Raw genomic sequence first — 23,253 nt, 5'->3', positions numbered from 1 at the left:
GGCGCCTTTTCAAAGGGCGCCGCCATTTTCGTTACTGGTTCTGCATTTCCTCGAAGAGGGCGGCCAGCGGGCCGGTCGATGCGATCTGCTCGCGCACCTGTTCGGGTGCGACGCCCGCCGCCTGGTCGAGTTCCACAAGCTCCGGCGGCACATACCAGTGCAGCTTGTCGGAGTTGTAGGCCTCCCAGACCGATTTCGCGACCTCGACCGGCGGAATGGCGCGGAACATGCCTTCCTTCGGCGCGCCCTCTACCGCGCCTTCCGGCAGGATGGGCGTGTCGATGAGGCCGGGCAGCACATCCGCCGCGCGCACGCCGATGAGACGGAACTCGATGGAGAGCGCTTCGGTGAGCCCTTTCACCGCATGCTTCGTCGCCGAATAGACGGCGATGCCCGGCATGCCGTAAGTGGCGGAGGAAGACGAGGTGGTGAAGCAGAGCGAATTCTCCGTCGCCTTCAGCAGCGGCAGCGCCACATGGATGCCGTTCAGTACACCGACGAAATTCACATTCACCACGGCCATGATGTCTTCATAGGCCATATCGGCGAAAAGCCCGCCGCGCCCGATCCCGGCATTGTTGTAGAGAATGTCCATGCTTCCGCCGGTCGCCTTGCCGAAATCGGCGACGGCCCCGCGGTAGTCTTCGAGATCTGTGACGTCGAGCGTGCGCGTCATGCAGTTTTCCGCGCCCAGCTCCTTTTCGAGCGAGGCGAGGCCGTCGGCATTGACGTCGAACCCGCCGATAAACCAGCCCTTGCCGTGAAAGAGCTTCGCGGTCTCGCGGCCCATGCCGGAGGCCGCGCCGGTGATGAAGATGGATTGCCGCCCGTTCGCGGTGCCCATGATGATCCTCCCTGATGCTTTGACGTGTTTTTATAGACCGAAGTCTAGAAAGCGGGAGGCGAGGGCGGCAAGGAGAAAGGGCGTCAGGACGCCGTCAGCTCGTCGAAATCGAGGCCGATGTCGAGCGTCGGGGCGGAATGGGTGATCCAGCCGCTGGAAATGAGGTCCACGCCGGCTTCGGCGAGCGCGGGCGCCGTTTCGGCGGTGACGCGGCCCGAGGCCTCGGTGATGGCGCGGCCATCGACGAGCCGTACGGCTTCAGCCAGCGTCTCCGGCCCCATATTGTCGAGCAGCACGGCATCGACGCCCGCATCGAGCGCTTGCGCCAACTGCTCCAGCGTATCGACCTCGCATTCGATCTTCACCAGATGCCCCGCATGGGCCTGCGCGGCCCTGATGGCCGCGGCGACGCCGCCTGCGACGGCGATGTGGTTGTCCTTGATGAGGACGGCGTCGTCGAGGCCGAAACGATGGTTCATGCCCCCGCCGCAGCGCACGGCATATTTCTCGAAGAGGCGCAGGCCGGGCGTCGTCTTGCGCGTGCAGCAGATGCGCGCCTTGGTATGCGCAATGGCATTGGCGATTTCGCGCGTCGCCGTCGCGATGCCCGACATGTGCCCCATGAAATTGAGCGCCACGCGCTCGCCCGTGAGGATCGAACGGGCAGGGCCCTCGATGGCGGCGATGGTGTCGCCCGGCATGACGTCGGCGCCGTCCGGCTTCACCACCGCGACTTTCAGGTTCGGGTCGATGAGGCGGAAGGACATGCGCGCGCAATCGAGGCCCGAGACGCGGCCCGGCACGCGCGCATTGAGCAGCACCCGCGCTTTCGCCCCGGCGGGCACGGTCGCCTGGGTGGTGATGTCGCCCGCGCGGCCGAGATCTTCCAGCAGCGCCTCGCGCACGGCCGGTTCGATCATGAGCTGGGGCAGCGGTTCGACTTCAATGCCCTTTGGAATACTCATGAAACGGCGTCTCCGGCTTGCTTGTTGGTGTCCGCATGGATGCCCGCCGCGGAGACGGCCGCCTCGGCGATGCGCTCGGCTTCCTTGAGCGTGATGAAGCTGCGGTGCCGGCAGGGAATGCGCGGCTCCGGGAAATCGCTCCGCCAATGGCCGCCCCGGCTTTCCTCGCGCGCATAGGCGGCGGCGGTGACGATCTTGGCGGCGGTGGCGACATTGCGGAAAAGACTCGCCGGACCCGCCGCGCGTTCCAGCCGCTCGATACCGGCAAGTGCCAGGGCAAGGCCTTCTTCATTGCGTTCCACGCCCACATGGCGCGTCATCAGGCGGCGCAGCTCGTCCATCATGGGCGCGGCGACCGCGTCGCCCCGCCCGAGCGCGGGCGGCGCGATATGATGCGCCGAGCCGGTGTCGGAGGCCGGCATGGTCGCATCGATGTCGGCGGCAATGCGCGCGGCATAGACGACGGCTTCGAGCAGCGAATTGCTGGCAAGGCGATTGGCGCCATGCGCGCCCGTCGCCGCCACTTCGCCGCAGGCCCAGAGGCCGGGCAGGGTGGAACGGCCCGCCATGTCCACCATGATGCCGCCCATATGGTAATGCGCGGCGGGCGCGACCGGGATGCCGTCTTTCGTCGGATCGATGCCGAGCGCGACGCAGCTCTGATAGACGGTCGGGAAGGCGTCCGGGAATTTGTTGCCCACGGCCTTCGAGGCGTCGAGCAGGACTTTGCGGCCCGCCGCCAGCTCGCGGAAGATGGCGCGCGCCACCACGTCGCGCGGGGCGAGTTCGGCTTCCTTGTGGAGCGCCTGCATGAAGCGTTCGCCGCGATCGTTCAGAAGGATCGCGCCTTCGCCCCGAAGCGCTTCCGTCACCAGCGGGGCGGGGTCGCGGTCGGCGGCGATGGCGGTGGGGTGGAATTGCACGAATTCCGGATCGGCGATCATTGCGCCTGCGCGTGCCGCCATGGCAAGGCCTTCGCCGCGCGCCTCGCGCGGATTGGTGGTGACGGCGAAAAGCTGGCCCGCACCGCCCGACGCAAGCACCACGCTGCGCGCCTTGATGAGAAGCGGCGTGCGGGCGGCATTGGTGTTGGCCGGGCGCGCAAAAACGCCCGCGACGCGGCCCTGTTCCACGGCCAGCTCATAGGCCGAGAAGCCTTCGATGACGCGAATGCTGGGCGTTGCGCGCACGGCGGCGACAAGCGCTTCCATGATGGCCTTGCCCGCCTGGTCGCCGCGCACATGCACGATGCGGTTGCAGCCATGGGCGGCTTCGCGGCCCGCCTTGAGCTTGCCTTCGAGGTCGCGGTCGAAGGGAACGCCGAGCCGTAGCAGATCCTCGATGCGTTCGCGCGCCTCCCGCGCCATGGAAAGTGCGACGTCCTCGTCCACGAGGCCTGCGCCCGCCGCGACGGTGTCGGCGGCATGATCTTCCGCCGTATCGCCCTCGGTGACGGCGGCGGCGATGCCGCCCTGTGCCCAGGCGCTGGAGGCACCGGCGCCGATGGGCGCGCCTGCGAGCACCGTACAGGGGCGGGGCGCGAGTTTCAGCGCGGTGAAGAGACCGGCCAGACCGGCCCCGACGATGAGTACGTCGCCCGCATCGGTGATGTTGTCATGGGCCATGGTTCAGAACCCCGCATGTCCCGGTCGCGATGCGCGAGGGCGCACCGACCGCATGTGACCTGATGGCAAACCCCCCGCGCCAGAGGCACGGGGGAAGCCGGTCAGTTTCCGAGATTGATCATCCGCTCGACCGCGAGCCGCGCCTTGCCGGCCACGGCCGGATCGACGGTCACTTCGTCCTTCATATAGAGAAGCGAATCCAGAATGTTCTGGAGAGTGATCCGCTTCATATGCGGGCAGAGATTGCAGGGGCGCACGAATTCGACGTTCGGATTGGCGACCGCCACATTGTCGCTCATGGAGCATTCCGTCACCATGACGACCTTTTTGGGCTGGTTTTCCTGCACCCAGTTGATCATGCCGCTGGTGGAACCGGAGAAGTCCGCTTCTTCCACCACATCCGGCGGGCATTCGGGATGCGCGATGATGACGATGTTCGGATCGTCCTCGCGATAGCGCTTGAGTTCTTCCGCCGTGAAGCGCTCATGCACTTCGCAATGGCCCTTCCAGGTGAGGATCTTTTTCTTCGTCTGCTTGGCGATGTTCTGCGCCAGATACTCGTCCGGAATGCAGAGCACCGTGTCGCTGTCGAAGCTTTCCACAACCTGCACGGCGTTGGACGAGGTGCAGCAGATGTCGCTTTCCGCCTTCACATCGGCCGACGTGTTCACATAGGTGACGATCGGTACACCGGGGAACTTCTCGCGCAGCATGCGCACATCGGCGCCGGTAATGCTTTCGGCGAGCGAGCAGCCCGCCTTTGCATCGGGAATGAGAACCGTCTTTTCCGGATTGAGGAGCTTCGAGGTCTCCGCCATGAAGTGCACGCCGCATTGCACGATCACATCGGCATCCACCTTCGCCGCGTCCTTGGCGAGCTGCAGGCTGTCGCCCGCGATGTCGCTGACGCAGTGGAAGATTTCCGGCGTCTGATAGTTATGCGCCAGGATGACCGCGTTGCGCTCTTTCTTCAGCTCGTTGATCGCCTTGATATAGGGCGCGAAGAAAGGCCACTCGATGGGCGGGATGACGTGCTTCACCTTCTCGTAAAGCGGCGCCATCTCTTCCGCCAGCTCGGGCGTGTATTCCAGATCGGGCTTCTCGACGGGCGCATAGTTCTTGGCCACCGACCCCGGCGTCGCAGCGCCCTGACCGGTTTTGGCTTGGATTTCGCCAGCAAGTGCCATCTCAACCTCCAGACGCCTCTTCTTCCTGTCGCGCCTGCCGGGCATCGGCATGTGCGGGAGAGGCTAATACTCAAAGTGAGCATATTATAGGGATCAAAAACACCGGCTCCGGCCGGCTGACTGATCCAGTTTCCAACTGAGGCTTATGCTACAGATGAGCATTAGTCCCGTCAACTGCAAATCAGGGGAGCCCGAAGAGCCTGTTTCGAGGCATGGACGGGCTTTGCGTCAGTCCGATCCGGGGGCTTTGCGGAAGACCATCCGCTGGTAGAAGAGCCCGATGCCGATCAGCGCTGCGCCGAGCCCCAGGAAAGAGGCCGCCCGCAGGATGCCGCTCAGCCCGGACATGTCGAGCAGGAAGACCTTGCCGACCACGAGGATGATGAGACAGAGCGATCCGACGCGAAGCATTTGCCGGCGGGTGACGAAAGCAGCGGCCAGCATGATGCCGCCGAGGACGAGCCAGGCGAGCGAGTAGCTGTAACTTTCCGCCTCGGTAACCGGCACATGGCGAAGTGCGATGCTGCCTTCGTGGAAGAGGCGGCGGATTTCCAGGCTGTAATAGGCGAAGCCTGCAATGGCGGATGCGAGGGCCATGCCCAGGCCTTTGCGCCCGGGGGTGAGCTTTTGCACGGCGACGACGCAAAGCGCCGCCAGCAGGGCGGGCACAAGATAGGCGAGCATCATCGCATCGAAGAAGAGCGGCCCATTGAACCTGATGGTCGAGTGGAGCGGCGACATGACGAAGACGCCGAAGAAGATGCCGACATAGGAAAGTCCGAACAGCACCTTTGTCATCCAGCGATAATGGGGTCTGTCCACATGGAGACGCCATTTCATCAGTGCGAGCGCGGCCGTCAGCCAGACGATGAGGAAATAGCCATGCTCGGCGAGGCTGTAGCGCATGCCCGGGAAGCGGAACGCATCGCCGTCATTGAAGGCATGATTGATTTCCAGATGGATGAGGACGAAGCCCAGAACGAGCGCGACCTGCTCCAGATAGTTAGCCGTCCTGTCCAGCCCTTCACGACGGAACAGCAAGGCGCCGAGGCCGGTGAAAGCCGCGGGCAGGCCGTAGGTGTAGAGCAGGACGTTGAAGATCGGTGTGGTGCCGATGTCGTAATCCGGCAGGTAGGGGTTGAAGAGCAGCCGGACCAGAACCACGCCGCCGAAGAAGACCGCAATTTTTTCAAGCACCGGCACATTGAGATGGCGCCGGATGGACGCGATACCGGGCACCAGCAGCGAAAGCGCGATGGTGAGCCATTCATTGCGGAAGGCAATGGCGAAAGTCAGCGCGAGGAAGCCGAGCGTGGCGCCGGCATAAAGCGCGATGGCGAAATCCCCCGCCGCGCTGCCGCGTTGCCGCTCATTGAGCTGCTGTGTGATACCGGCATGCAGGATGGCGAGGATGAGGGCCAGGAAAGCCCATGAGATGCTGGTTTCGAGCAGCTCGGTGCGCGCATAGGCGATGGTGAAAAGCGTCAGCGGAACGAAGGTCGCGGCCGCCGCCCAGCCTTTCTGCCGCGTACCGGCGACCTGTTTCAGATAGCCCGCGCCGCCGTAAAGAAGCGCAGCGAGGGCGCTTGCGACGAGATAGCTCGTCAGCGCCTCGGAGAGGAGCGGCTGGGTAAAATAATGCGTGATGGAGGTGGAGAGATTCTGGTCCCACGCCGCCCGGGGGATGGCCCATAATCCAAGACCCGCCACGGCAAAGGGCGCGGAGATCGCGACGGCGGGCGCGAAACCCGCGCGCCGCCAGCCCGCGCCGATGGAGAGCAGGATATAGGCGGCGAACCCGGCAAGCGCCGGCGCTTCATGATCGGCGGCGAAGAGGAACAGCATGACGAGGAAGCCGGTGATCGCAGCGGCGACGCTGGGCGGGGAGAGGAAATCCGCCTTGCCGGTTTCTTGCGCTTCGTCCCATGCCCAGAAGAGCTGGAACCCGTAGAGCGCGAGCAGATGGAGTGCGATCACGATCTCGTCGCCGGGAACCCACAGCATGACGAGCCATATGAGCGGCCAGACGAGCGAGGCGGCGATGGCGGCGTAGTTGAGCCATCGCCATTGCCGCAGCTCCGCCGTGGCGATGGCCGCGCCGATGACGAAGGTCAGGTAAAGGAAGAGAACTTCCGGCTGCGGCGCATCCGAGGTGATGAGGGCGGGCGTCAGCACGCTGCCGAGCAGACCGATGGCGGCGAGATAGCTCGCATGGACACCCGAAAGGAGGATGGTCGCGAGGGAGACGACGCCCAGCAGCAGGAACGCGACACCGGGAGACAGCATGCCGTAAAGCGCATAGGCGGCGTAGATGGTGGCATAGCCCGCAATGCAGCCGGTTGCGGTGAGAATGGGCGGGATCGGGACATTGTCGGCTTGCGACCGGGCGACGATATCCGGGCGGCGGCGCAGCATTTCGCCTGCCGCGAGCAATACGGCGGAAAGCAGGACACCGAGAAAGATGCGGACCCCGGGACCGATAAGCCCCTGTTGGACCGAATACTGAACCAGGAAGATGGCGCCGAAGGCGAGGGCGAGTCCGCCGATCCAGACCGTCCATCGGGTTCCGAGGGCCTGTTCCAGGCCGCCGCCCTCTCCGTCGCGCTTTCCGCGCTCGGGGGTGGGGCTTTCGGGGCGCGCATCCGCAGGTTGAGGCGGCGGGGTTTTCGGCCTTTGGGCGACCCATCCCCGAACATCCGGGGGCGTTTCCGGTCTTTTCTCCTCTCGCGGTTCGGGCGCAGCAGGCGCGCTCGCCTGGCGGGGCGTCTCGCCTGTATCCGGCGCAAGCCGTGCCTTCAGCCATTCCACATCGCGCGTCAGGCGCGTCACCCGCCGCGAGAGCGAGTACCAGCCCGCCCCGGCGACAATGATCACGATGAAGACAAAGACCTCACCCATCGAACTCTCCCCTCGCGCGAATTATCGGCAGGGAGGGTAGCGCAGATGGGGCGGGCCGGTCTGCCGATTCGTGTCAGCTGTTGGCGCGGCTGCGGGAGGGGGCGAGTTTGAGACCGGGGGCAGGGCGCTCGTTCAGCACCTCGCGGCGGAAACGGAACTGTTCGGCGGGCCGTCCGCCGGTGCGGGTGGAGACGCGGCCCGTGCGTTCCACCATGCCGCCCTTTTCCACCAGCCGGCGGAAATTCTGCTTGTGGACATGCAGCCCGATCAGCGCTTCCACCGTGCGTTGCAATTCGTAGAGCGTGAAGGTCGAGGCCATCAGCTCGAACACGACGGGGCGGTATTTGATCTTGGCGCGCAGCCGGCTCATCGCGGTGGCGAGGATGCGGCGATGGTCGAACTGCATGGGGCGGCCGATCACGGGCCGGCGCTCGCCCAGTGCGACGGCGCTGGCGCGTCCGTCGCGCGCGGCTTCCTGCACGAGCCCCGCTTCGTAAAGAAGCTCGTAGCGTTCCAGCACTTTTTCGTCGTCCCAGGCGACGCCGTCGACGCCGAAACAAAGCCGCAGCCGGTCGCGCCGCTTGCCGCGGGTCATCTCTTCCGGCGAGGCGTCGGACTGCTTGGCCGCCCAGTCGCGCAGATAGGGCACGATCAGCTCGTCGACGATGGGCGGCTTGCCCTCGCGCCAGTCCTCCCACGGGAAATACTGATACCAGTCACGCCATGCCGCGCCGTAAAGCTCGCCGTCATGCGTGCGGGTGAGCGCGAGATAGCCGACCGACACCACATGGCCGTTCGGGGTGCGCACCTCGCGCGCATGACGGCCGCGGTCGCCGAAGGTGTAGAGCTGTTCCACATAGCCGAGCGAAAGATGCGTCTGCTCGCGCACCCAGGAGCGCAGGCCGATTTCCAGCGTGCGATGTTCCAGCGGATCGAAGGGACCGAAGGGCAGCGCATCCCATTGCGTGGCGTCGGTCGCGTCTTCTCCGTCATGCGAGGTCTGGTCGTGCGGCACGACGAGAATTTTCGGCTGGTCTTCGGAGACGGTGACGATGGCGGCGTTGAGGCCGATCACCACCGCCTTGCCGGCCGGGCTCGCCGCTTCCTGGCCGGGGGGCGAGGTGAAGGGGGTCTGATCGCCGGCGGCGTCTTTTCCGGGCGCCATGGAGATCAGCCCTCCTCGAGCCGGACGGGGAGGCCGAACAGCATGCCTTCCCAGGCGGCCTTTCCCGGACCCAGCGCATCCACCGCCGCGACCATGCGGCCTTCGCGGCCAAGCACGTCGTCGGCGAGCGTCACCATCAGCCGGTTGGGATGGGCATGGGGCGCGCTGTCGCGGATCTGGCGGGCGAGAAAGGTTTCCGACTGGTCCTCGTTCAAGACGCATAGCGCGATGAAGGCGGCCGCGGTGGAGCGGCTGATGCCTGCCCAGCAATGAAGCAGCAGCGGCGCCGGCCCGCCGTCGCGCCGGGCCTCGTCCCAGCCGCGAATGAAGGCGATGAGGTCGGCGACATGGGCTTGCGTCGGCGGGACCAGTTCGTCGATCGGCTCGGCGATGTCGTTGACGCCGATGCGCAGATGCCGCGCCGGGTCGAAGCCCTCGGGCGTCTCGATCATGGTCTCCGGGTCGAGCAGGCTCACCAGATGCGACGGTTCGTGCTCGCGGATCGCGTCATGGACGGCGCTGAGCGGGCTCACATAGATCATCACGGGACCGGTCTCCGCTCCGGTTATCACCGGAATGTTCAAAGAAGGGGCAAATTCCTTACGAAGCATAAGCTTAGCAGATTCTGGTACATCTGCGTGAAGGCGATGATGCGATTTTGCGTCGGTCTGCGCGGGGATCAGCCCTCAAGCGCCCGAAAGCGCTTCAGAAAGAGCGCCTGGGCCTCCCTGGCGGGCAGGGGCTTCAGCCGGATCGGGGTCACGTTGCGGGGCCGCCCGAAAATGCGCGCGGCCTCCTCGTCCTCGAAACCGGCGATCTGGGTCGCCTCGAAAAAGGCGCAGGCCCGGTCCGCCCGCTTGATGGTTTCTTCCACCGTTTTGGGCAGCTCCGCGGGCAGGCCGAAACGCCGATGGATCGCCGCCTCCAGCCGATGCTCGAAGGCCTTGTAGTCGAGACCGAGCGCGGCCTTGAAGGGGCTGATCATGTCGCCGATCACATATTCCGGCGCATCATGCAGCAGCGCGGCGAGCCGCCATTTTCTGGGCCAGCCCGGCCGGAAGCGCAGGCAGAGATCGTCCACCACGACGCTATGCTCTGCGACCGAAAAGGCATGATCGCCCGTCGTCTGCCCGTTCCACCGCGCCACGCGGGCGAGCCCGTGGGCGATGTCCTCGATCTCGATGTCGAGCGGCGAAGGGTCGATGAGATCGAGGCGGCGCCCGCTCAGCATGCGCTGCCAGGCGCGCGGCGCGTCCGGGGCGGACGCGGAGACCGAACTAGGGGTTTTGCCGGATTGTTTCGGAGCAGGCATATGGTGAGTATTCGCACATTCGGTGGCGGGGAGAGGCGAAATTAGACATCGCCCCGGTCCCTGTCGATGGCGGTAGGCCATTTCGGGGCAGATAGACGGTTTGGCGATGGCTGGCACGGGTTTTAGACTGTTCGGCAGAGCGGGACGCAAAGAAGAAAAAGAACAAGACGTCAACCACGCAAGAGGGCCCATGTCAGTCGATCCTGTTCCTTCCGAACTGCTGTACCGCGCCTGCGATACGACGCAATTCGATTTCACGACCACGGACGAACTGGACGAGCCCGATACGCTGGTCGGCCAGGAGCGTGTGCTGGAAGCGCTCAAATTCGGCACCGGCATTCGCCGCTACGGCTACAATCTTTTCGTGCTGGGCCCGGACGGCGCGGGCAAGCATGAAACGGTGCTGCGTTACCTGAAGGGGATCGTGCCGAACCAGAAGGCCCCCTCCGACTGGGTCTATGTGAATAATTTCAACACGCCGAACAAGCCCGTCGCGCTGGAACTGGCCGCGGGGCAGGGACCGCGCCTCAGCGAGGCGATGGACCAGCTCGTGGACGATCTGAAGGTGACCGTTCCCTCCATCGTGGAAAGCGAGGAGTACCAGAACCGCCGGCAGACCATCGACGAGGAATTGCAGGAACGCCAGGAACACGCCTTCGAGGAATTGCGCGAAAAGGCCGAGGCGCAGGGCATCGCCTTGCTGCGGACGCCGCAGGGTTTTGCGCTGGCGCCGATGCATGACGGCGAAGTGGTGAAGCCGGACGAGTTTAACAAGCTGCCCGAGGAAGAGCGCAAGCGTATCGAACAGATCATCCAGGCCCTGCAGGAGGAACTGGCCGAAACGCTGGAACATATTCCCGGCTGGCAGAAGGAACATCATGCGCGTGTGCGCGAGCTGAATGAGGAAGTGGCCGAGCGCGCCGTGGCCCGCGCCATGGAGCAGATCCGCTCGCTGTTCCAGGGCGTGCCCGCCGCGGTCTCGTGGCTCGACGACGTGGCGCAGGACATCGTCGAAAATTTCGGCATCTTTGCCGGCGGCGACGAACAGCCCCAGCAGCAACAGCTCATGGCGGCGCTGCAGGCCATGTCGCAGGGGCAAAGCTCGAATTTCGGCGGCGGCGGCGATCCGTTCCGCCGCTATCAGGTAAATGTGCTGGTCAGCAATACCGACGGCGATGACGACGACGCGACGCCCGTCCCGCCGCCGGAGGAGCGCGACGAAAAGAAGATCATCGGCGGCGGCGCGCCCGTGGTCTATGAGGATCATCCGACGCTTGCCAATCTCGTCGGCCGTGTGGAGCACATGCCGCAAATGGGCGCGCTGGTGACCGACTTCATGCTGGTCAAGGGCGGCTCGCTGCATCGCGCTAATGGCGGCTATCTGCTGATCGACGCGCTGAAGCTGCTGCGCGAACCGCTGGCCTGGGAAGCGCTGAAGCGCGCGCTGCGCCGTCACAAGGTGCTGATCGAATCCCCTGGCGAGTTCATGAGCCTCATCAGCACCGTCACGCTCGAGCCCGATCCGATCCCGCTCGACCTCAAGGTCATCCTGCTCGGCGACCGCTATCTCTATTACGTGCTGTCCAATGCCGATCCCGAATTCGCGGAGCTTTTCAAGGTCGCTGCCGATTTCGAGGACGAGATCGACCGGGGCGACGACAACGACCTGCTCTATGCGCGCCATCTCGCCGCCGCCGCGAAAGCGGAGGAGCTGCTGCCGCTCGACCGCTCCGCCGTCGGACGAATGATCGAACGCTCATCGCGGATCGTGGAGGATGCCGAAAAGCTGAGCACGGTGATGCGCCCGATTGCCGACCTGATGCGCGAGGCCGACTATCTGGCGCGCGAGGAAGGGGCGACGGCGCTGTCGGCAAGCCATATAGACGCCGCGGTGGAAGCGCAGATCGGCCGGGCCGACCGGATGCGCGAGCGCTCGCTTGAAATGATCACCCGCGAGATCGTGATGATCGAGACGGAGGGCGAGGCGATCGGCCAGGTGAACGGCCTGTCGATCCTCTCCATGGGCAGCGTCACCTTCGGCCGCCCGAGCCGCATTACCGCGCGCGTGCGCATGGGGCTCGGCGCCTCGCGCGTGGTGGATATCGAGCGCGAGGTCCATCTCGGCGGGCCGATCCATTCCAAGGGCGTGCTTATCCTGTCGGGCTATATTTCCGGCCAGTTCCTGCCCGCCGTGCCGCTTTCCATGAGCGCCAGCATCGTCTTCGAGCAATCCTATGGCGGCGTGGACGGCGACAGCGCCTCTTCCGCCGAACTCTATGCGCTGATCTCCGCGCTGGCCGAAGCGCCCATCTCGCAAGGCTTCGCGGTGACGGGCTCGGTCAACCAGCTCGGCGAAGTGCAGGCCATTGGCGGCGTTAACGACAAGATCGAAGGCTTTTTCGACATCTGCATGCGGCGCGGCCTTACCGGCGACCAGGGGGTGCTCATCCCCGCCGCCAATGTGAAGCATCTCATGCTGCGCCAGGACGTTGTGGACGCGGTCGAGCGCGGCATGTTTGCGATTTATCCTGTCGAGCATATCGAAGAGGGCGTAGAACTTCTGATGGGCGCGCCCGCGGGCGAACGCGGCGAGGACGGCCATTTTCCGAAAGGCTCGATCTTCGCCCGCACCGAGGAGCGCCTTGCCGCCTTTGCCGAAAACCAGCGCCGCTTTGCCAGCGAAGGCATCGACGGCAATGGCGACAGGAAGCGCTGAGCTATGGCCGTGGAGAACGCCGCAGGCGAGCGGAGCCGAAAGCCATGAATGACAATGGCGAGGAGAAGCTGAAAGGCGCAAGCCCCGCCGCGACCGGCGAGGGCGGAGCGGAGAAGCCGCGTATCGTGATCGGCCTCGATACGTCGATCGTGGCGCGCGAAACGCTCTCGCTCGCCGCCCGGCTGGCGGCCTCGGTCGATGCGCGGCTGAGCGGCGTCTTCGTGGAAGACGAAGACCTGCTCAATCTCGCCGGGCTTCCTTTCGCGCGCGAGGTTTCCTTTTCCGGGCAGGTGAGCCCCGTCGATACCGAGCGTATGCTGCGCGCCATGCGCGCCCAGGCCGAAAGCGCCCGCCGCGTCCTTTCGCGCATTGCCGACGAAGCGCATGTGGAGTGGAGTTTCGATGTGCGGCGCGGACGCCCCTTGCGCTCGCTTGCCGCCGCCGCGCGGCATGAGGACACGCTGGTCATCCGCGCGCCGGGCGTCTCGCCCCGCGAGGTCGGCCGGGCGGTGTTTTCCGCGACCAGGGAAGCGCGCGCCGACGTGCTGCTGGTCGCAAAGCGCGCCGGGCTCAAGGGCGCGGTGCCGCCTCAAAGCGCGGTCCAGGCGGTCAAGCCGGGCCGACCCGTCGTCGCCATTGACGAGGGCTCCAGCCTGGGCGAAAGCTGCACCGCCTTCGCCGAAGCGCTGGCGCGGCGCCTCGGGTCGAGTTTTCAGCGCGTTCGCGCGCGTGGGGCCTCGGCGGCCGATATTGCCGAAGCGGCGCATCGCGCCGGCGTGGGACTGCTGGTGGCAAATGCCGGCTGGCTGGGTAATGATGAGGACGCGGCACGGCTCTCCATGGCGGCGGGCTGCCCGGTTCTGCTTCTCGGGTCCGAGCGGACGAATGTCCCCGACCTCAAGACGGACGAATAAGGAGAAAGAAATGTCTGTGCGCAAGATTCTGGTTCCGCTTTCCGGAACGTCGTCCGACGGGGAAGTGCTGGCAACGGCACTGGCCGTGACACGCGATTTCGGCGCGCAGCTTGTCGGCCTGTTCTCGCGGCCCGACCCGGCCGACGCGCTGCCCTATCTCGGCGACGGCGTGTCGGGCCAGGTCATCGAAGATCTTCTGACCGCGGCCAAACAGGGCGCGGACCAGGCCGCCGCCCAGGCGCTGGCGGGGCTGAAGGAAGCCGCGGAGAAGGCCGGCCTGCCGGTGGTGGAGAAGGGCGACTTCACGCTTCCCTCGGTGCGCTTTCTCGATGTGACGGGCCGCCGCGACGAGGTTGTGGCGCGGCACAGCCGCCTCGCCGATCTCATCATTTTCGGGGATACCGACGAATTCGGCGGCGCCGGCGGCACCGCTCTCGAAGCGGCCATGATGAGCGGCGGACGGCCCGTGCTGATCGCGCCGCGCAAATCATGGGAGCCGGTCGGCGGCTCGGTGGCGGTCGGATGGGACCGCAGCGTCGAAGCCGCGCACGCGGTGACGGGCGCGCTGCCCTTCCTTGCCAAGGCAAAGAGCGTCACCGTCATCTGCGTGGCCGAAGGCGACCATGAGCCGGTGAGCGGCGAATTCCTTTCCGATTATCTGAAACTTCACGGCGTCGACGTCGAAATCAAAAAGGTCGAGCGGAAGGAACGCGCCGTGGGCGAAATCCTGCTGGCCGAAGCCGAAGCCGCCAAGGTCGATCTGCTCGTCATGGGCGGGTATGGCCATAGCCGTCTTCGCGAGTTCTTCATGGGCGGCGCCACGCAGCACATTCGCGCCCATGCGACGCTGCCCGTGCTGATGGCCCACTGACGATACGCAACCGATCATCGACAAACAGCCGGCCCCGCTAGCGGCCCGGCTGCGGTAAACCAAGAAACAGGATCCAGGAAGACATGACCCTTTATCGCGTTCACATGTCGCTCGCGCGCACCGATGAATTTCCCGAAGGCTCCGCCGCGCATGGCTATGATTTCGTCGTGCCGCTCGACGGCGACATGAAGCTCGATCCCGAGGCCTGGAAGTCCCATTCCAAGGATTGCGTCGTGCGTCATTTCAGCGAAGGCGAAGACGACCAGCGCGGCCTGCTGCGCCATATCGGACGCGGCTGGGTGATCGATTACGATGCCGCCACGCCCGAAGGCGACGAGCCCTTCTTCAAGCTGGACCGCCACCAGATTCAGACCGGCGAATATCTGTCGGTGAAGGAAGATGACGGCGAGACGCGCACCTATCGCATCGTTTCGGTGGAGCCCTGGCTCAAGAGCTGAGCCTTCGCTCACCCCTGTACGATCTGCATGGCGACGGCACCGGCATAGACGGTGAGGATGAGAATGCCCTCAAAACCGATATTGCCGATGCCGCGCCTTTCCCGCCTGAGCAGTCCGAGCAGCAGAAGCGCGCTGACGACGAGGCCCGTCGCGACGAGAAAGATCTGGCGCTCGTCCATCGCATGATAGAGGGAGCCGTCGCGATAGGCGGTGTCCGAAAACGCCAGAAAAAGCACGTCATAGGTGTTGCCGCCGACAATGCCGCCCACGGCGAGCTGCAAGGCGCCGCGCCGGACCGCGGCGACGGTGGTGACGAGTTCCGGCAGCGATGTCGCGACCGAGGTGAAAAGCGTACCCATCATCGCCTGCGACATGCCGGTCTGTGTGGAAAGGGCGCGCGCCGTCTCCGCGATCAGCCAGCCCGCCACGCCGACCGCCGCGATTAACAGAAATAGCTCGAATGCGAGCAGGGTCGTCGAAGGGGCGTTTTCGCTTTCCGCCTCCGGCATGTCGTGGCGCGTCTCCGGCGTCTGTTCCGGTTTCCACATGGGCCGGTGGCGCACCGTTTCGCTGAGCCTGAGTCCGCCCAGATAGATCGCAAAGAGCAGAATGGACGCCGGGTGGATCGCCCAGACGGTCACATTCGGCGTCGACCAGGCGACGAGCGGGACGGAGAGCATCAGGATCAGAAGGGCGACCTGAACCAGATTGGTGGCGTCGGCCGCCGCATGTTCGAGATTGGCGCGGCGATAGAAGATGTCGGCGACGGCCAGAAAGGCCGTCTGCACCGCGATGCCCCCCAGCGCATTGGACGTACTCAGAGACACCGCGCCCTCAAGGGCGGAGACGACGGAGGTGACCGTGCCCGAAAGGGAGGTGGCGATGCCGAGCAGGACGGCGCCGACAATGGCCTCGCCAAGGCCCGTGCGGTCGGCCAGCACATCGGCGCGTTTCGTCAGCGCGATCCCCGCCACGCCGACGACAAGCGCGGCGGCGGCGAAGATCAAGGCGTTCGGGAGCGGCCCCAGGTCGATAAACAAGCGATCGTCCACCGTCGCGCCGCGCGGGCGCGGCCAGAACATCGGAGCCCGAGTGTGGGCGATCGCAAATGTGCGATCAAGCGCGCTTGCGCACCAGGATATTGCCCGCCGAATAACCCGCGCCGAAGGAGCAGATCAGGCCGAGATCGCCTTCCTTCAGGTCTTCGTTGTTCTGGCTGAAGGCGATGATGGAGCCCGCCGAACTCGTATTGGCGTATTCCTGAAGGATGTTCGGCTGCTCGCCCGGTTCCGGGTCGCGGCCCAGCACCTTGCGGCCGATGAAGTCGTTCATGTTCTTGTTGGCCTGGTGCAGCCACATGCGCTTCAGGTCTTTCGGGTCGAGGCCCTCATCCTTCATGTGTTCGAGGATGAGCTCGGCCACCATCGGCACCACTTCCTTGAAGACCTTGCGGCCTTCCTGCACGAAGAGCTTGTCCTTCGCGCCGATGCCTTCCGGCGTCGCGCGATTGAGGAAGCCGAAATTGTTGCGGATATTGTTGGAGAATTTGGTGATGAGGCGCGTGCCGACGATTTCCCATGCACCCGGCGCGGTGCAGGTCTCCTCGCGCTCCAGCACGATGGCGGTGCACACGTCGCCGAAAATGAAATGGCTGTCGCGGTCGCGGAAATTGAGATGGCCCGAACAGATTTCCGGGTCCACCACCAGCACGCAATCGACGCTGCCCGAGCGCAGCATGTCGTAGGCTTGCTGGATGCCGAAGGTGGCGGACGAGCAGGCGACGTTCATGTCGAAGCCGAAGCCCTCGATGCCGAGCAGATCCTGCACTTCCACGGCGATGGCCGGATAGGGGCGCTCGAGATTGGAGCAGGCGACGATGACGGCGTCGATGTCTTCGGGCTTCTTCTGCGCCCGCTTCATGGCCTTGTTGGCGGCATCGACCGCCATTTCCGCCAGGATCGACGGCTCGTCATTGGAGCGCTGCGGCAGGCGCGGCGCCATGATCTCCGGGTCCACGATGCCCGATTTGTTCATGACGTAGCGCGCTTCGATGCCGGACGCCTTGACGATGAACTCCACGCTGGATTCCGCGAGGGCTTCCACCTCGCCGCGCTCGATGGCGTCCGCGTTCTCTTCGTTGTGCTTGCGCACGAATTTGTTGAAGCTGTCGACGAGTTCTTCGTTGGAAATCGAATTGGGCGGGGTGAAGACCCCCGTCCCGCTTATGACGACTTTTGTCACTGGGCCACCTGATTATCATGTTCACGTCCCGGCGCCCTTGTCCCGGACGTCTGTCGGACCATGCCGCTCGCATTGCCCCCCAAGGACACCGGCATGTCGGCTCCTCCCGAAACCGAAGGCCAAACATATGCCAGCGGCCGCGCTTATGCCATATGCAAGGCGGGATACATTGGCGATAGCGTGAATAGGCGGATTAACCTTATGGGTATTTCACCATGGGACGCGGCGGAGCCGCCGGGGGACGACGCGCTCGCCCGGCTGACGCTGGACGGGTTCTGGCAGGGCGCCCGCCTGTTGCTGGCGGAGGGCGCGGAAACACCCGGCTCGCCGCTCAGAAAGCCGGTGCTCTCCACGGTGGATGCGGACGGGGCGCCGCGGGCGCGGACCGTGATTCTCCGCCGTTTCGACCCGGAAGACCGCCGCATCGAGATTTACACCGATGCGCGCTCGGCCAAGGCCGGCGAACTCGGCGTCCGTCCCGTGGCGGCCTTCACCTTTTACGATCCGCGCCGCGAAATACAGCTCCGCCTCTCGGGCCGCGCGGCGCTGCACACCGACGATGAATATGCCGAGCGCGCCTGGCGCACGCTCGGCCCGCGCAATATGGCGGATTATATGGCCCGCGCCGTGCCGGGCACTCCCGACTCGGGCGCCTCGGGCCCGTCCCCGGATACCGCAATGGCGGCCGGGGAGGGGGACGAGGCGCGCCGGGCCGCGGCGAAAACCAATTTCGCCGTGCTGGCTTTCACCTATGACAGGCTGGACATGCTGGTGCTGGGACGCGCCACGCATCGGCGCGCACTCTTTCGATGGACGACATCCCCCGCATCCACGCCCGACGGCGCGACATCCAATTTGGCCGCGCCGGACGGCGCGGTCTGGCTGGTTTCCTGACGACGCCGCCCCTCAGAGCATGGCGGCGGAGGCGTCCGACGATTTGTCGTCCTTCCCGGACTTCTCCGTCTTGTCGTCGGCCTTCTTGTCGCTCTTCGAGGCGGAGGGCTTTGCTTCCAGACCTTCGGCCTGAATGTCGCCGCTCATCTGGCCGCCCTGTTCGACCTTCAACTCGCCATAACGGACCTCGCCCGTGACGCGGCCCGTCGAGGTGATGGTCAGGCATTTGCGAACCAGCAGCGTACCGTCGAATTTGCCGGTGATTTCCGCCTCGTCCACGGTCGCTTCGCCGCGCACGTCGCCGGTTTCGCTCACCGTCAGCGAACCGCTTTCGATGGTGGCCTGCACATCGCCCTCGATCACGAGCGAGTCGCAGGACTGGATCTTGCCTTCGAGTTTCAGGCCGCGGCCGACATGAAGATTGGCGGCGGGCGGCGTCGCATCCGCGCTCGATCCGGTGCCCCCGGTGCCATTGCTGGTGCTCGGTGATGTCTGGAGAGTTCGCACGGTCGGTTTCCTTGCTTCGTAAGAGGGGGTGACGCGGCTGGAAGCGGGGTCGTCCCCCTCAGCCTTCTGCTCGTTGATGGGTCGCATGGACGATGCCCTCTGCGCTGATGAAGACGGATCTTCTGTGGACGTATTTTTATGGGACGTTCGCTCGGCGTGAGAGCGATCGCCTGAATCGCTCTTCGGGCGTTTGAACATTTGGGAGCCCTCCGCAAATCGGTGAAGGCACAATCGTTACAAACGTAGTTTGTCCCGTATGTGCCGAGATTGTGGCGGAAGAGTGATCGCGTCAAAAAGAAGTGTGGAGAAGTCGCTGCGGCACAGGGACTATTTCTGTGCAAGCCGCGCACACGCTTCGTGCCGCGGACAGGTGACGAGATGATCGTTCACGATGCCGACCGCCTGCGAGAACGCATAGACGATGGTCGGGCCGCAGAAACGGAAGCCTTCCCGTTTCAGCGCTTTCGACATGGCGACGCTCATTTCCGTTTGCGCCGGAACGTCCGAGATGCGTTTGAAGCGATTGATCCGGGGCGTGCCGTCCACGAACGACCAGAGAAACTCCGAGAAACCGCCATCACGCTCCATAATCTCCAGCCAGGCCTGCGCATTGGAGATCGTCGCCTCGATTTTTCCGCGGTGCCGAATGATGCCGGCATTGCCGAGAAGTTTCTCGACGCGTTTGGGCGTGTAACGCGCGATTTTCTCCGGCTGGAAGCCGTCGAACGCCTCGCGGAACGCTTCGCGCTTGCGAAGAATGGTGATCCAGGAAAGCCCCGCCTGAAAGCCGTCGAGAACGAGTTTCTCGAACAGCGCCCGGTCGTCATATTCCGGAACGCCCCATTCCTCGTCGTGATAGGCGATGTAGAACGGGTCGTCGCCCGGCCAGGGGCAGCGCCCCGAGGCGTCACTTGTCGGCATCGGCGCCGTCCTCCAGCGAAAAACCCGCCCATAGGGGCACTTCCGGCACGAGCGTCGCATCGTCCGCGTCGAGCGTCGCGCCGGAGACGAGGTCGAGGCGCAGAAGCGCCAGGACGCGCCCGGCCTCTATGTCGCCGGAAAACACCGTTCCGACCTCGCGCGTGCCCGCCTTCACCGCGACGCCGGGCGCGGGCATCGCGCCTTTGACCACGCAAGGCAGGAGCCGCTTGCGCACGCTGCCGCGCCTTTTCGTGCGCGACGTCACTTCCTGTCCGACATAACAGCCTTTCTTGAAGTCGATCGCATGCAGCTCGTCGAAATTGAGTTCCAGCGGGAAGCTCTTTTCAGGCTCGTAGTCATAAGTGGCATCGCCCACACCCAGCAGGATGCGGTGCCGGTGCCAGTTGAGCGGGGATTTGTGGGCGGCGCGGGCCATCACGATGAAATCTTCCGCCTTGTCGCGCGGCAGGATCGCCCGCGTACCGAGGGCGGCAAGGCGCGGATCGGGGAAGAGGGCGCCTTCCTCCGGCGCCGTGGCCGCCGCCTCACCATCCCAGAGCACGGTCACGCAATGGCTTTCGGTCAGGTTCTCGACCTCCACCTTGGCGCGGAGCTTGTACATGGTGAGCCGTTTCAAAAGCGCAGGCGCGCGCTCGGCCTCGCAATCGAGAAGGAAGCGGCCTTCCGCGTCCTCCGCGATGAAGAAGTCGAAGAGGAATTTGCCCTGGGGCATCAGCAGCGCCGAATAGACGGCTTTGCCGGGCTCGACGGTCTCGACGTTATTGGTGACGAGCCCCTGCAGGAACTCGCGCATATCCGGGCCGGAAAGGCGCAGGACGCCGCGTTCGGGCAGGATCGCCGCTTTGAGGCTGGATTTTTCGGAGGCGGACATGGGGCTCCAGCACAGTGAAGTGATGAGGGTCCACAAGATTTAGGCCTCGGCGGCGCGCCCCGCAAGGAGGCGGCGGCCGCGCCGCCGCTCCGGCGGGGCAGGCTTGGCAGGGCCGGGAGCGCAACCTATAACGGCCCAACCCTTTCGATAGGGGCATCGCCGACGCGAAAAGAGGCCGGATTGCGCATTCTCTTTATTACTTCCAACCGGATCGGCGACGCCGTGCTGTCAACCGGCCTGCTCGGCGGGCTGATGGAACGCTATCCGGACGCGACCTTCTGGGTCGCCTGCGGTCCGCTGGCGGTTCAGCTCTTCGAGAATGCGCCCCGTGTCGAGCGCATCATTCCGATGAAAAAGGAAAAGCGCGCCGGCCATTGGCGCAAGCTCCTGGCCGCCATCCTGCCGCGCCGCTGGGATGTGGTGGTGGATCTGCGCGGCTCGGCCACCGCCTGGCTGCTCTGGACGAAGAAGCGCTACATCCTGAAGCCCGATCACACGTTGCATCGCGTGGTCCATAATGCGCGGGTCGCCGATTTCGATCCGCCGCCCAATCCCCGCCTCTGGCACGGCGCGGCGGATCTCGCCGAAGCCGAAAGACTGATCCCGCAAGGCCGCAAGGTGTTGGCCGTCGGCCCCACCGCCGCCTGGCCGCGCAAAATGTGGCCGGTGGAGCGCTATGCGGCGCTGGTCGCACGTCTCACCGCGCCCGGCGGTCCGATGGAAGGGGCTTATCTGCTCGTTTCGGGCGGGCCCGGGGAGGGGGAGATCTGCAAGCCGGTTTTCGAGGCGGTGCCAAAGGAGCGCCGGATCGACCTCGTCGGCGCGGAACTGGGGCTTACGGGCGCCTGCTTTGCGCGCTGCGCGCTTTATGTCGGCAATGATTCGGGCCTGATGCACCTCGCCGCGGCGGCGGGCACGCCGACGCTCGGCCTTTTCGGGCCGACATCGGATGCGCAATACGGTCCCTGGAGCAGCGAAAGCGACGGCAGGGCGCGCGCCTTGCGCGGCGAGCGCTCGCGCGATCAAATCATTGCCGAGGAAGGCGACGCCTATTTCGGCGAGAGCGCCGTGACCGATGTGAGCGTGGACATGGTCGAAGAGGCCGCGCGCGAGATGCTGGCCCGTTTCCCGGAAGTGGCCTGAGAAGCGGATCTGAAACCGGACGAGTTTGAGGAGAGGCAAGTGAGCATCACCTATGACCTGATCTTTCGCGGCGGCACCATCGTCAATCAGGACGGACGGCACCGGGCCGATATCGGCACGAAGGACGGGCGCATCGCCGCGATCGGCGACCTGTCGCAGGCCGACGCCGCCGACACGATCGACGTGAAGGGGCTCCATATCCTGCCCGGCGTGATCGACACCCAGGTCCATCTGCGCGAACCCGGCAACGAGCACAAGGAAGACCTTGAAACGGGCGGCCACGCGGCCGTGATGGGCGGCGTGACGACCGTGTTCGAGATGCCCAATACCAAGCCGCCCACGACCGACCCGGACGCGCTGGCCGACAAGGTGAAGCGCGCGCGCCATCGCATGCAGTGCGATTTCGCCTTTTACGGCGGCGCGACGACGGAGAATGTGGACATTCTGCCCGAACTGGAGCGCCAGCCCGGCTGTTGCGGCATCAAGGTCTTCATGGGCTCGTCCACCGGTACGTTGCTGGTGGAAAAGGACGAGGACGTGCTGCGCGTGCTGAAGGCGATCAACCGCCGCGCCGCCTTCCATTCCGAAGACGAGTTCCGCCTGCGCGAGCGCCGCGAACTGGCGCTGCTCGGCCATGTCGACACCCATCCCGTCTGGCGCGACGCGGAAGCGGCCTATATCTGCACGCAGCGCCTGCTCAGGCTGGCGCGCGAGGCGGGCAAGCGCATCCATGTGCTTCACATTTCCACGGCGGGCGAAATCCCGCTGCTGGCGCTTCACAAGGATGTGGCAACCGTGGAAGTGACGCCGCAGCATCTGACGCTCGCCGCGCCCGAATGCTACGACGCGCTGGGCACTTTCGCGCAGATGAACCCGCCCATTCGCGGCCATGAGCATCGCGACGGGCTGTGGCAGGGCTTGCGCGCAGGGATCGTCGATGTGATCGGCACCGACCACGCGCCGCATACGCGCGAGGAAAAGGAACAGACCTATCCCAAATCGCCCTCCGGCATGCCGGGCGTGCAGACGATGATCCCGGTCATGCTCAACCATGTGCATGAAGGCCGGCTGACGCTGGAACGCTTCGTGGACCTGACGAGCGCCGGGCCGCAGCGCGTCTTCGGCATCTCGCGCAAGGGCCGCATCGCGGTGGGCTATGACGCCGACCTCACCATCGTCGATCTCGGCGCGGAGCGCGAAATCACCGACGACTGGATCGTCTCCAAATGCGGCTGGACGCCCTATAACGGCATGAAGGTGAAGGGCTGGCCCATCGGCACCGTCATTCGCGGCCACCGCGTGATGTGGGAGGACGAACTCCTGGGCGAGGCGCGCGGCGAGCCCGTGCAGTTCGTGGAGGCGCTGCCGCACCACGTGTGAGGGCTGGATTGCTTCGTCGGCTGACGCCTCCTCGCAATGACGTCCGATCTTTGCCGGCCTCAATGCATCGCGTAGAAATCCGCGCGGCGCATCTCCGAGGGGGAGATGAGCCGCCTCGTGGCGACCTTTACCGAATGGATGGGGCCTTCGAGTTCCCGGTCCCAGAAATCGAGAAACCGCTGAAGCTCGGGATATTTCGGCTCCAGATCGTAATGCTGCCAGACATAGAGCGGATTCAAATTATTCCTGATCATATCCTGCGGCAGCGAAATAGTTTTTACACTCGGTGGGGGTGAAGGCTTGGATTGCGGATGCGATGG

General features: G+C 65.1%; 21 protein-coding genes. 7 read left to right on the top strand and 14 right to left on the bottom strand.

Annotation, left to right across the window (positions count from 1 at the left end; genetic code table 11):
- Positions 1 to 31: 31 nt before the first annotated feature.
- The 8 genes from FHS78_RS09930 to FHS78_RS09895 all read right to left on the bottom strand — a co-directional run bounded on the left by FHS78_RS09930 (position 32) and on the right by FHS78_RS09895 (position 9,915).
- Complete coding sequence (locus FHS78_RS09930; protein ID WP_167093738.1) at positions 32 to 844, bottom strand: SDR family oxidoreductase; 813 nt, start codon at positions 842 to 844, stop codon at positions 32 to 34.
- A gap of 83 nt (positions 845 to 927) precedes the next feature.
- Complete coding sequence (gene nadC, locus FHS78_RS09925) at positions 928 to 1,809, bottom strand: carboxylating nicotinate-nucleotide diphosphorylase (RefSeq protein ID WP_167093737.1); 882 nt, start codon at positions 1,807 to 1,809, stop codon at positions 928 to 930.
- Positions 1,806 to 3,434 carry an L-aspartate oxidase gene (locus tag FHS78_RS09920; RefSeq protein ID WP_167093735.1) on the bottom strand — a complete coding sequence of 543 codons (1,629 nt, stop codon included), beginning with the start codon at positions 3,432 to 3,434 and terminating at the stop codon, positions 1,806 to 1,808. The genes nadC and FHS78_RS09920 overlap by 4 nt, the downstream gene beginning before the upstream one ends.
- Before the next feature lie 101 nt (positions 3,435 to 3,535).
- Entirely contained in the window at positions 3,536 to 4,621 is a 1,086-nt protein-coding gene (nadA, locus tag FHS78_RS09915) for a quinolinate synthase NadA (RefSeq protein WP_167093733.1), read from the bottom strand.
- A gap of 228 nt (positions 4,622 to 4,849) precedes the next feature.
- Positions 4,850 to 7,519 (bottom strand): DUF2339 domain-containing protein, encoded by a 2,670-nt coding sequence (locus FHS78_RS09910; RefSeq protein WP_167093731.1) that lies wholly within the window; start codon positions 7,517 to 7,519, stop codon positions 4,850 to 4,852.
- A gap of 73 nt (positions 7,520 to 7,592) precedes the next feature.
- Positions 7,593 to 8,684, bottom strand: a complete 1,092-nt coding sequence (locus FHS78_RS09905) for an NUDIX hydrolase (RefSeq protein WP_205305271.1) — start codon at positions 8,682 to 8,684, stop codon at positions 7,593 to 7,595.
- 5 nt (positions 8,685 to 8,689) lie between these two features.
- Positions 8,690 to 9,226, bottom strand: a complete 537-nt coding sequence (locus tag FHS78_RS09900) for a tyrosine phosphatase family protein (RefSeq protein WP_425500298.1) — start codon at positions 9,224 to 9,226, stop codon at positions 8,690 to 8,692.
- Positions 9,227 to 9,363: 137 nt separating this feature from the next.
- Positions 9,364 to 9,915 carry an HD domain-containing protein gene (locus FHS78_RS09895; protein ID WP_167094100.1) on the bottom strand — a complete coding sequence of 184 codons (552 nt, stop codon included), beginning with the start codon at positions 9,913 to 9,915 and terminating at the stop codon, positions 9,364 to 9,366.
- A gap of 271 nt (positions 9,916 to 10,186) precedes the next feature.
- Here FHS78_RS09895 and FHS78_RS09890 point away from each other — a divergent pair, with 271 nt between their 5' ends.
- From FHS78_RS09890 to FHS78_RS09875, 4 genes are all read left to right on the top strand, one after another.
- On the top strand, positions 10,187 to 12,712 hold the full coding sequence (locus FHS78_RS09890; RefSeq protein WP_167093727.1) for a Lon protease family protein: 2,526 nt from the start codon (positions 10,187 to 10,189) through the stop codon (positions 12,710 to 12,712).
- A 44-nt stretch (positions 12,713 to 12,756) separates the two neighbouring features.
- Positions 12,757 to 13,626, top strand: coding sequence for a universal stress protein (locus tag FHS78_RS09885; RefSeq protein WP_167093725.1), 870 nt, complete (start codon positions 12,757 to 12,759; stop codon positions 13,624 to 13,626).
- Between the two features lie 10 nt (positions 13,627 to 13,636).
- The gene (locus FHS78_RS09880; protein ID WP_167093723.1) at positions 13,637 to 14,497 is read left to right on the top strand and encodes a universal stress protein; all 861 of its coding nucleotides are present in this window, start codon (positions 13,637 to 13,639) and stop codon (positions 14,495 to 14,497) included.
- Between the two features lie 83 nt (positions 14,498 to 14,580).
- Entirely contained in the window at positions 14,581 to 14,955 is a 375-nt protein-coding gene (locus FHS78_RS09875; protein ID WP_167093721.1) for a hypothetical protein, read from the top strand.
- 8 nt (positions 14,956 to 14,963) lie between these two features.
- Here the strand turns inward: FHS78_RS09875 and FHS78_RS09870 are convergent, their stop codons facing one another.
- Together FHS78_RS09870 and FHS78_RS09865 are read right to left on the bottom strand one after the other, a co-directional pair.
- Complete coding sequence (locus tag FHS78_RS09870) at positions 14,964 to 15,995, bottom strand: sodium:calcium antiporter (protein ID WP_246220437.1); 1,032 nt, start codon at positions 15,993 to 15,995, stop codon at positions 14,964 to 14,966.
- 76 nt (positions 15,996 to 16,071) lie between these two features.
- Positions 16,072 to 17,196 carry a beta-ketoacyl-ACP synthase III gene (locus tag FHS78_RS09865; protein ID WP_167093717.1) on the bottom strand — a complete coding sequence of 375 codons (1,125 nt, stop codon included), beginning with the start codon at positions 17,194 to 17,196 and terminating at the stop codon, positions 16,072 to 16,074.
- 201 nt (positions 17,197 to 17,397) lie between these two features.
- On the opposite strand from FHS78_RS09865, the gene FHS78_RS09860 reads away from it, so the two are divergent.
- Positions 17,398 to 18,090 (top strand): pyridoxamine 5'-phosphate oxidase family protein, encoded by a 693-nt coding sequence (locus tag FHS78_RS09860; protein WP_167093715.1) that lies wholly within the window; start codon positions 17,398 to 17,400, stop codon positions 18,088 to 18,090.
- A 12-nt stretch (positions 18,091 to 18,102) separates the two neighbouring features.
- Here the strand turns inward: FHS78_RS09860 and FHS78_RS09855 are convergent, their stop codons facing one another.
- From FHS78_RS09855 to ygfZ, 3 genes are all read right to left on the bottom strand, one after another.
- Entirely contained in the window at positions 18,103 to 18,684 is a 582-nt protein-coding gene (locus FHS78_RS09855; protein ID WP_167093713.1) for a bactofilin family protein, read from the bottom strand.
- 240 nt (positions 18,685 to 18,924) lie between these two features.
- A complete protein-coding gene (locus FHS78_RS09850; protein ID WP_167093711.1) occupies positions 18,925 to 19,518 on the bottom strand; it encodes a DNA-3-methyladenine glycosylase I in 594 nt (197 codons plus the stop codon).
- On the bottom strand, positions 19,505 to 20,410 hold the full coding sequence (gene ygfZ / locus FHS78_RS09845; RefSeq protein ID WP_167093709.1) for a CAF17-like 4Fe-4S cluster assembly/insertion protein YgfZ: 906 nt from the start codon (positions 20,408 to 20,410) through the stop codon (positions 19,505 to 19,507). Before ygfZ ends, FHS78_RS09850 begins: the two co-directional genes overlap by 14 nt.
- A gap of 180 nt (positions 20,411 to 20,590) precedes the next feature.
- Between ygfZ and FHS78_RS09840 the strand changes: the two genes are divergently transcribed.
- Both FHS78_RS09840 and FHS78_RS09835 read left to right on the top strand, forming a co-directional pair.
- Entirely contained in the window at positions 20,591 to 21,553 is a 963-nt protein-coding gene (locus FHS78_RS09840; RefSeq protein ID WP_167093707.1) for a glycosyltransferase family 9 protein, read from the top strand.
- Positions 21,554 to 21,592: 39 nt separating this feature from the next.
- Positions 21,593 to 22,933, top strand: a complete 1,341-nt coding sequence (locus FHS78_RS09835) for a dihydroorotase (RefSeq protein ID WP_167093705.1) — start codon at positions 21,593 to 21,595, stop codon at positions 22,931 to 22,933.
- Between the two features lie 59 nt (positions 22,934 to 22,992).
- Here the strand turns inward: FHS78_RS09835 and FHS78_RS09830 are convergent, their stop codons facing one another.
- Positions 22,993 to 23,205 (bottom strand): hypothetical protein, encoded by a 213-nt coding sequence (locus FHS78_RS09830; protein ID WP_343041962.1) that lies wholly within the window; start codon positions 23,203 to 23,205, stop codon positions 22,993 to 22,995.
- Positions 23,206 to 23,253 lie beyond the last annotated feature (48 nt).

This window comes from Parvibaculum indicum (assembly GCF_011762095.1).
GTDB classification, from domain to species: domain Bacteria; phylum Pseudomonadota; class Alphaproteobacteria; order Parvibaculales; family Parvibaculaceae; genus Parvibaculum; species Parvibaculum indicum.
This window is presented reverse-complemented; position numbering and strand designations above follow the sequence as displayed.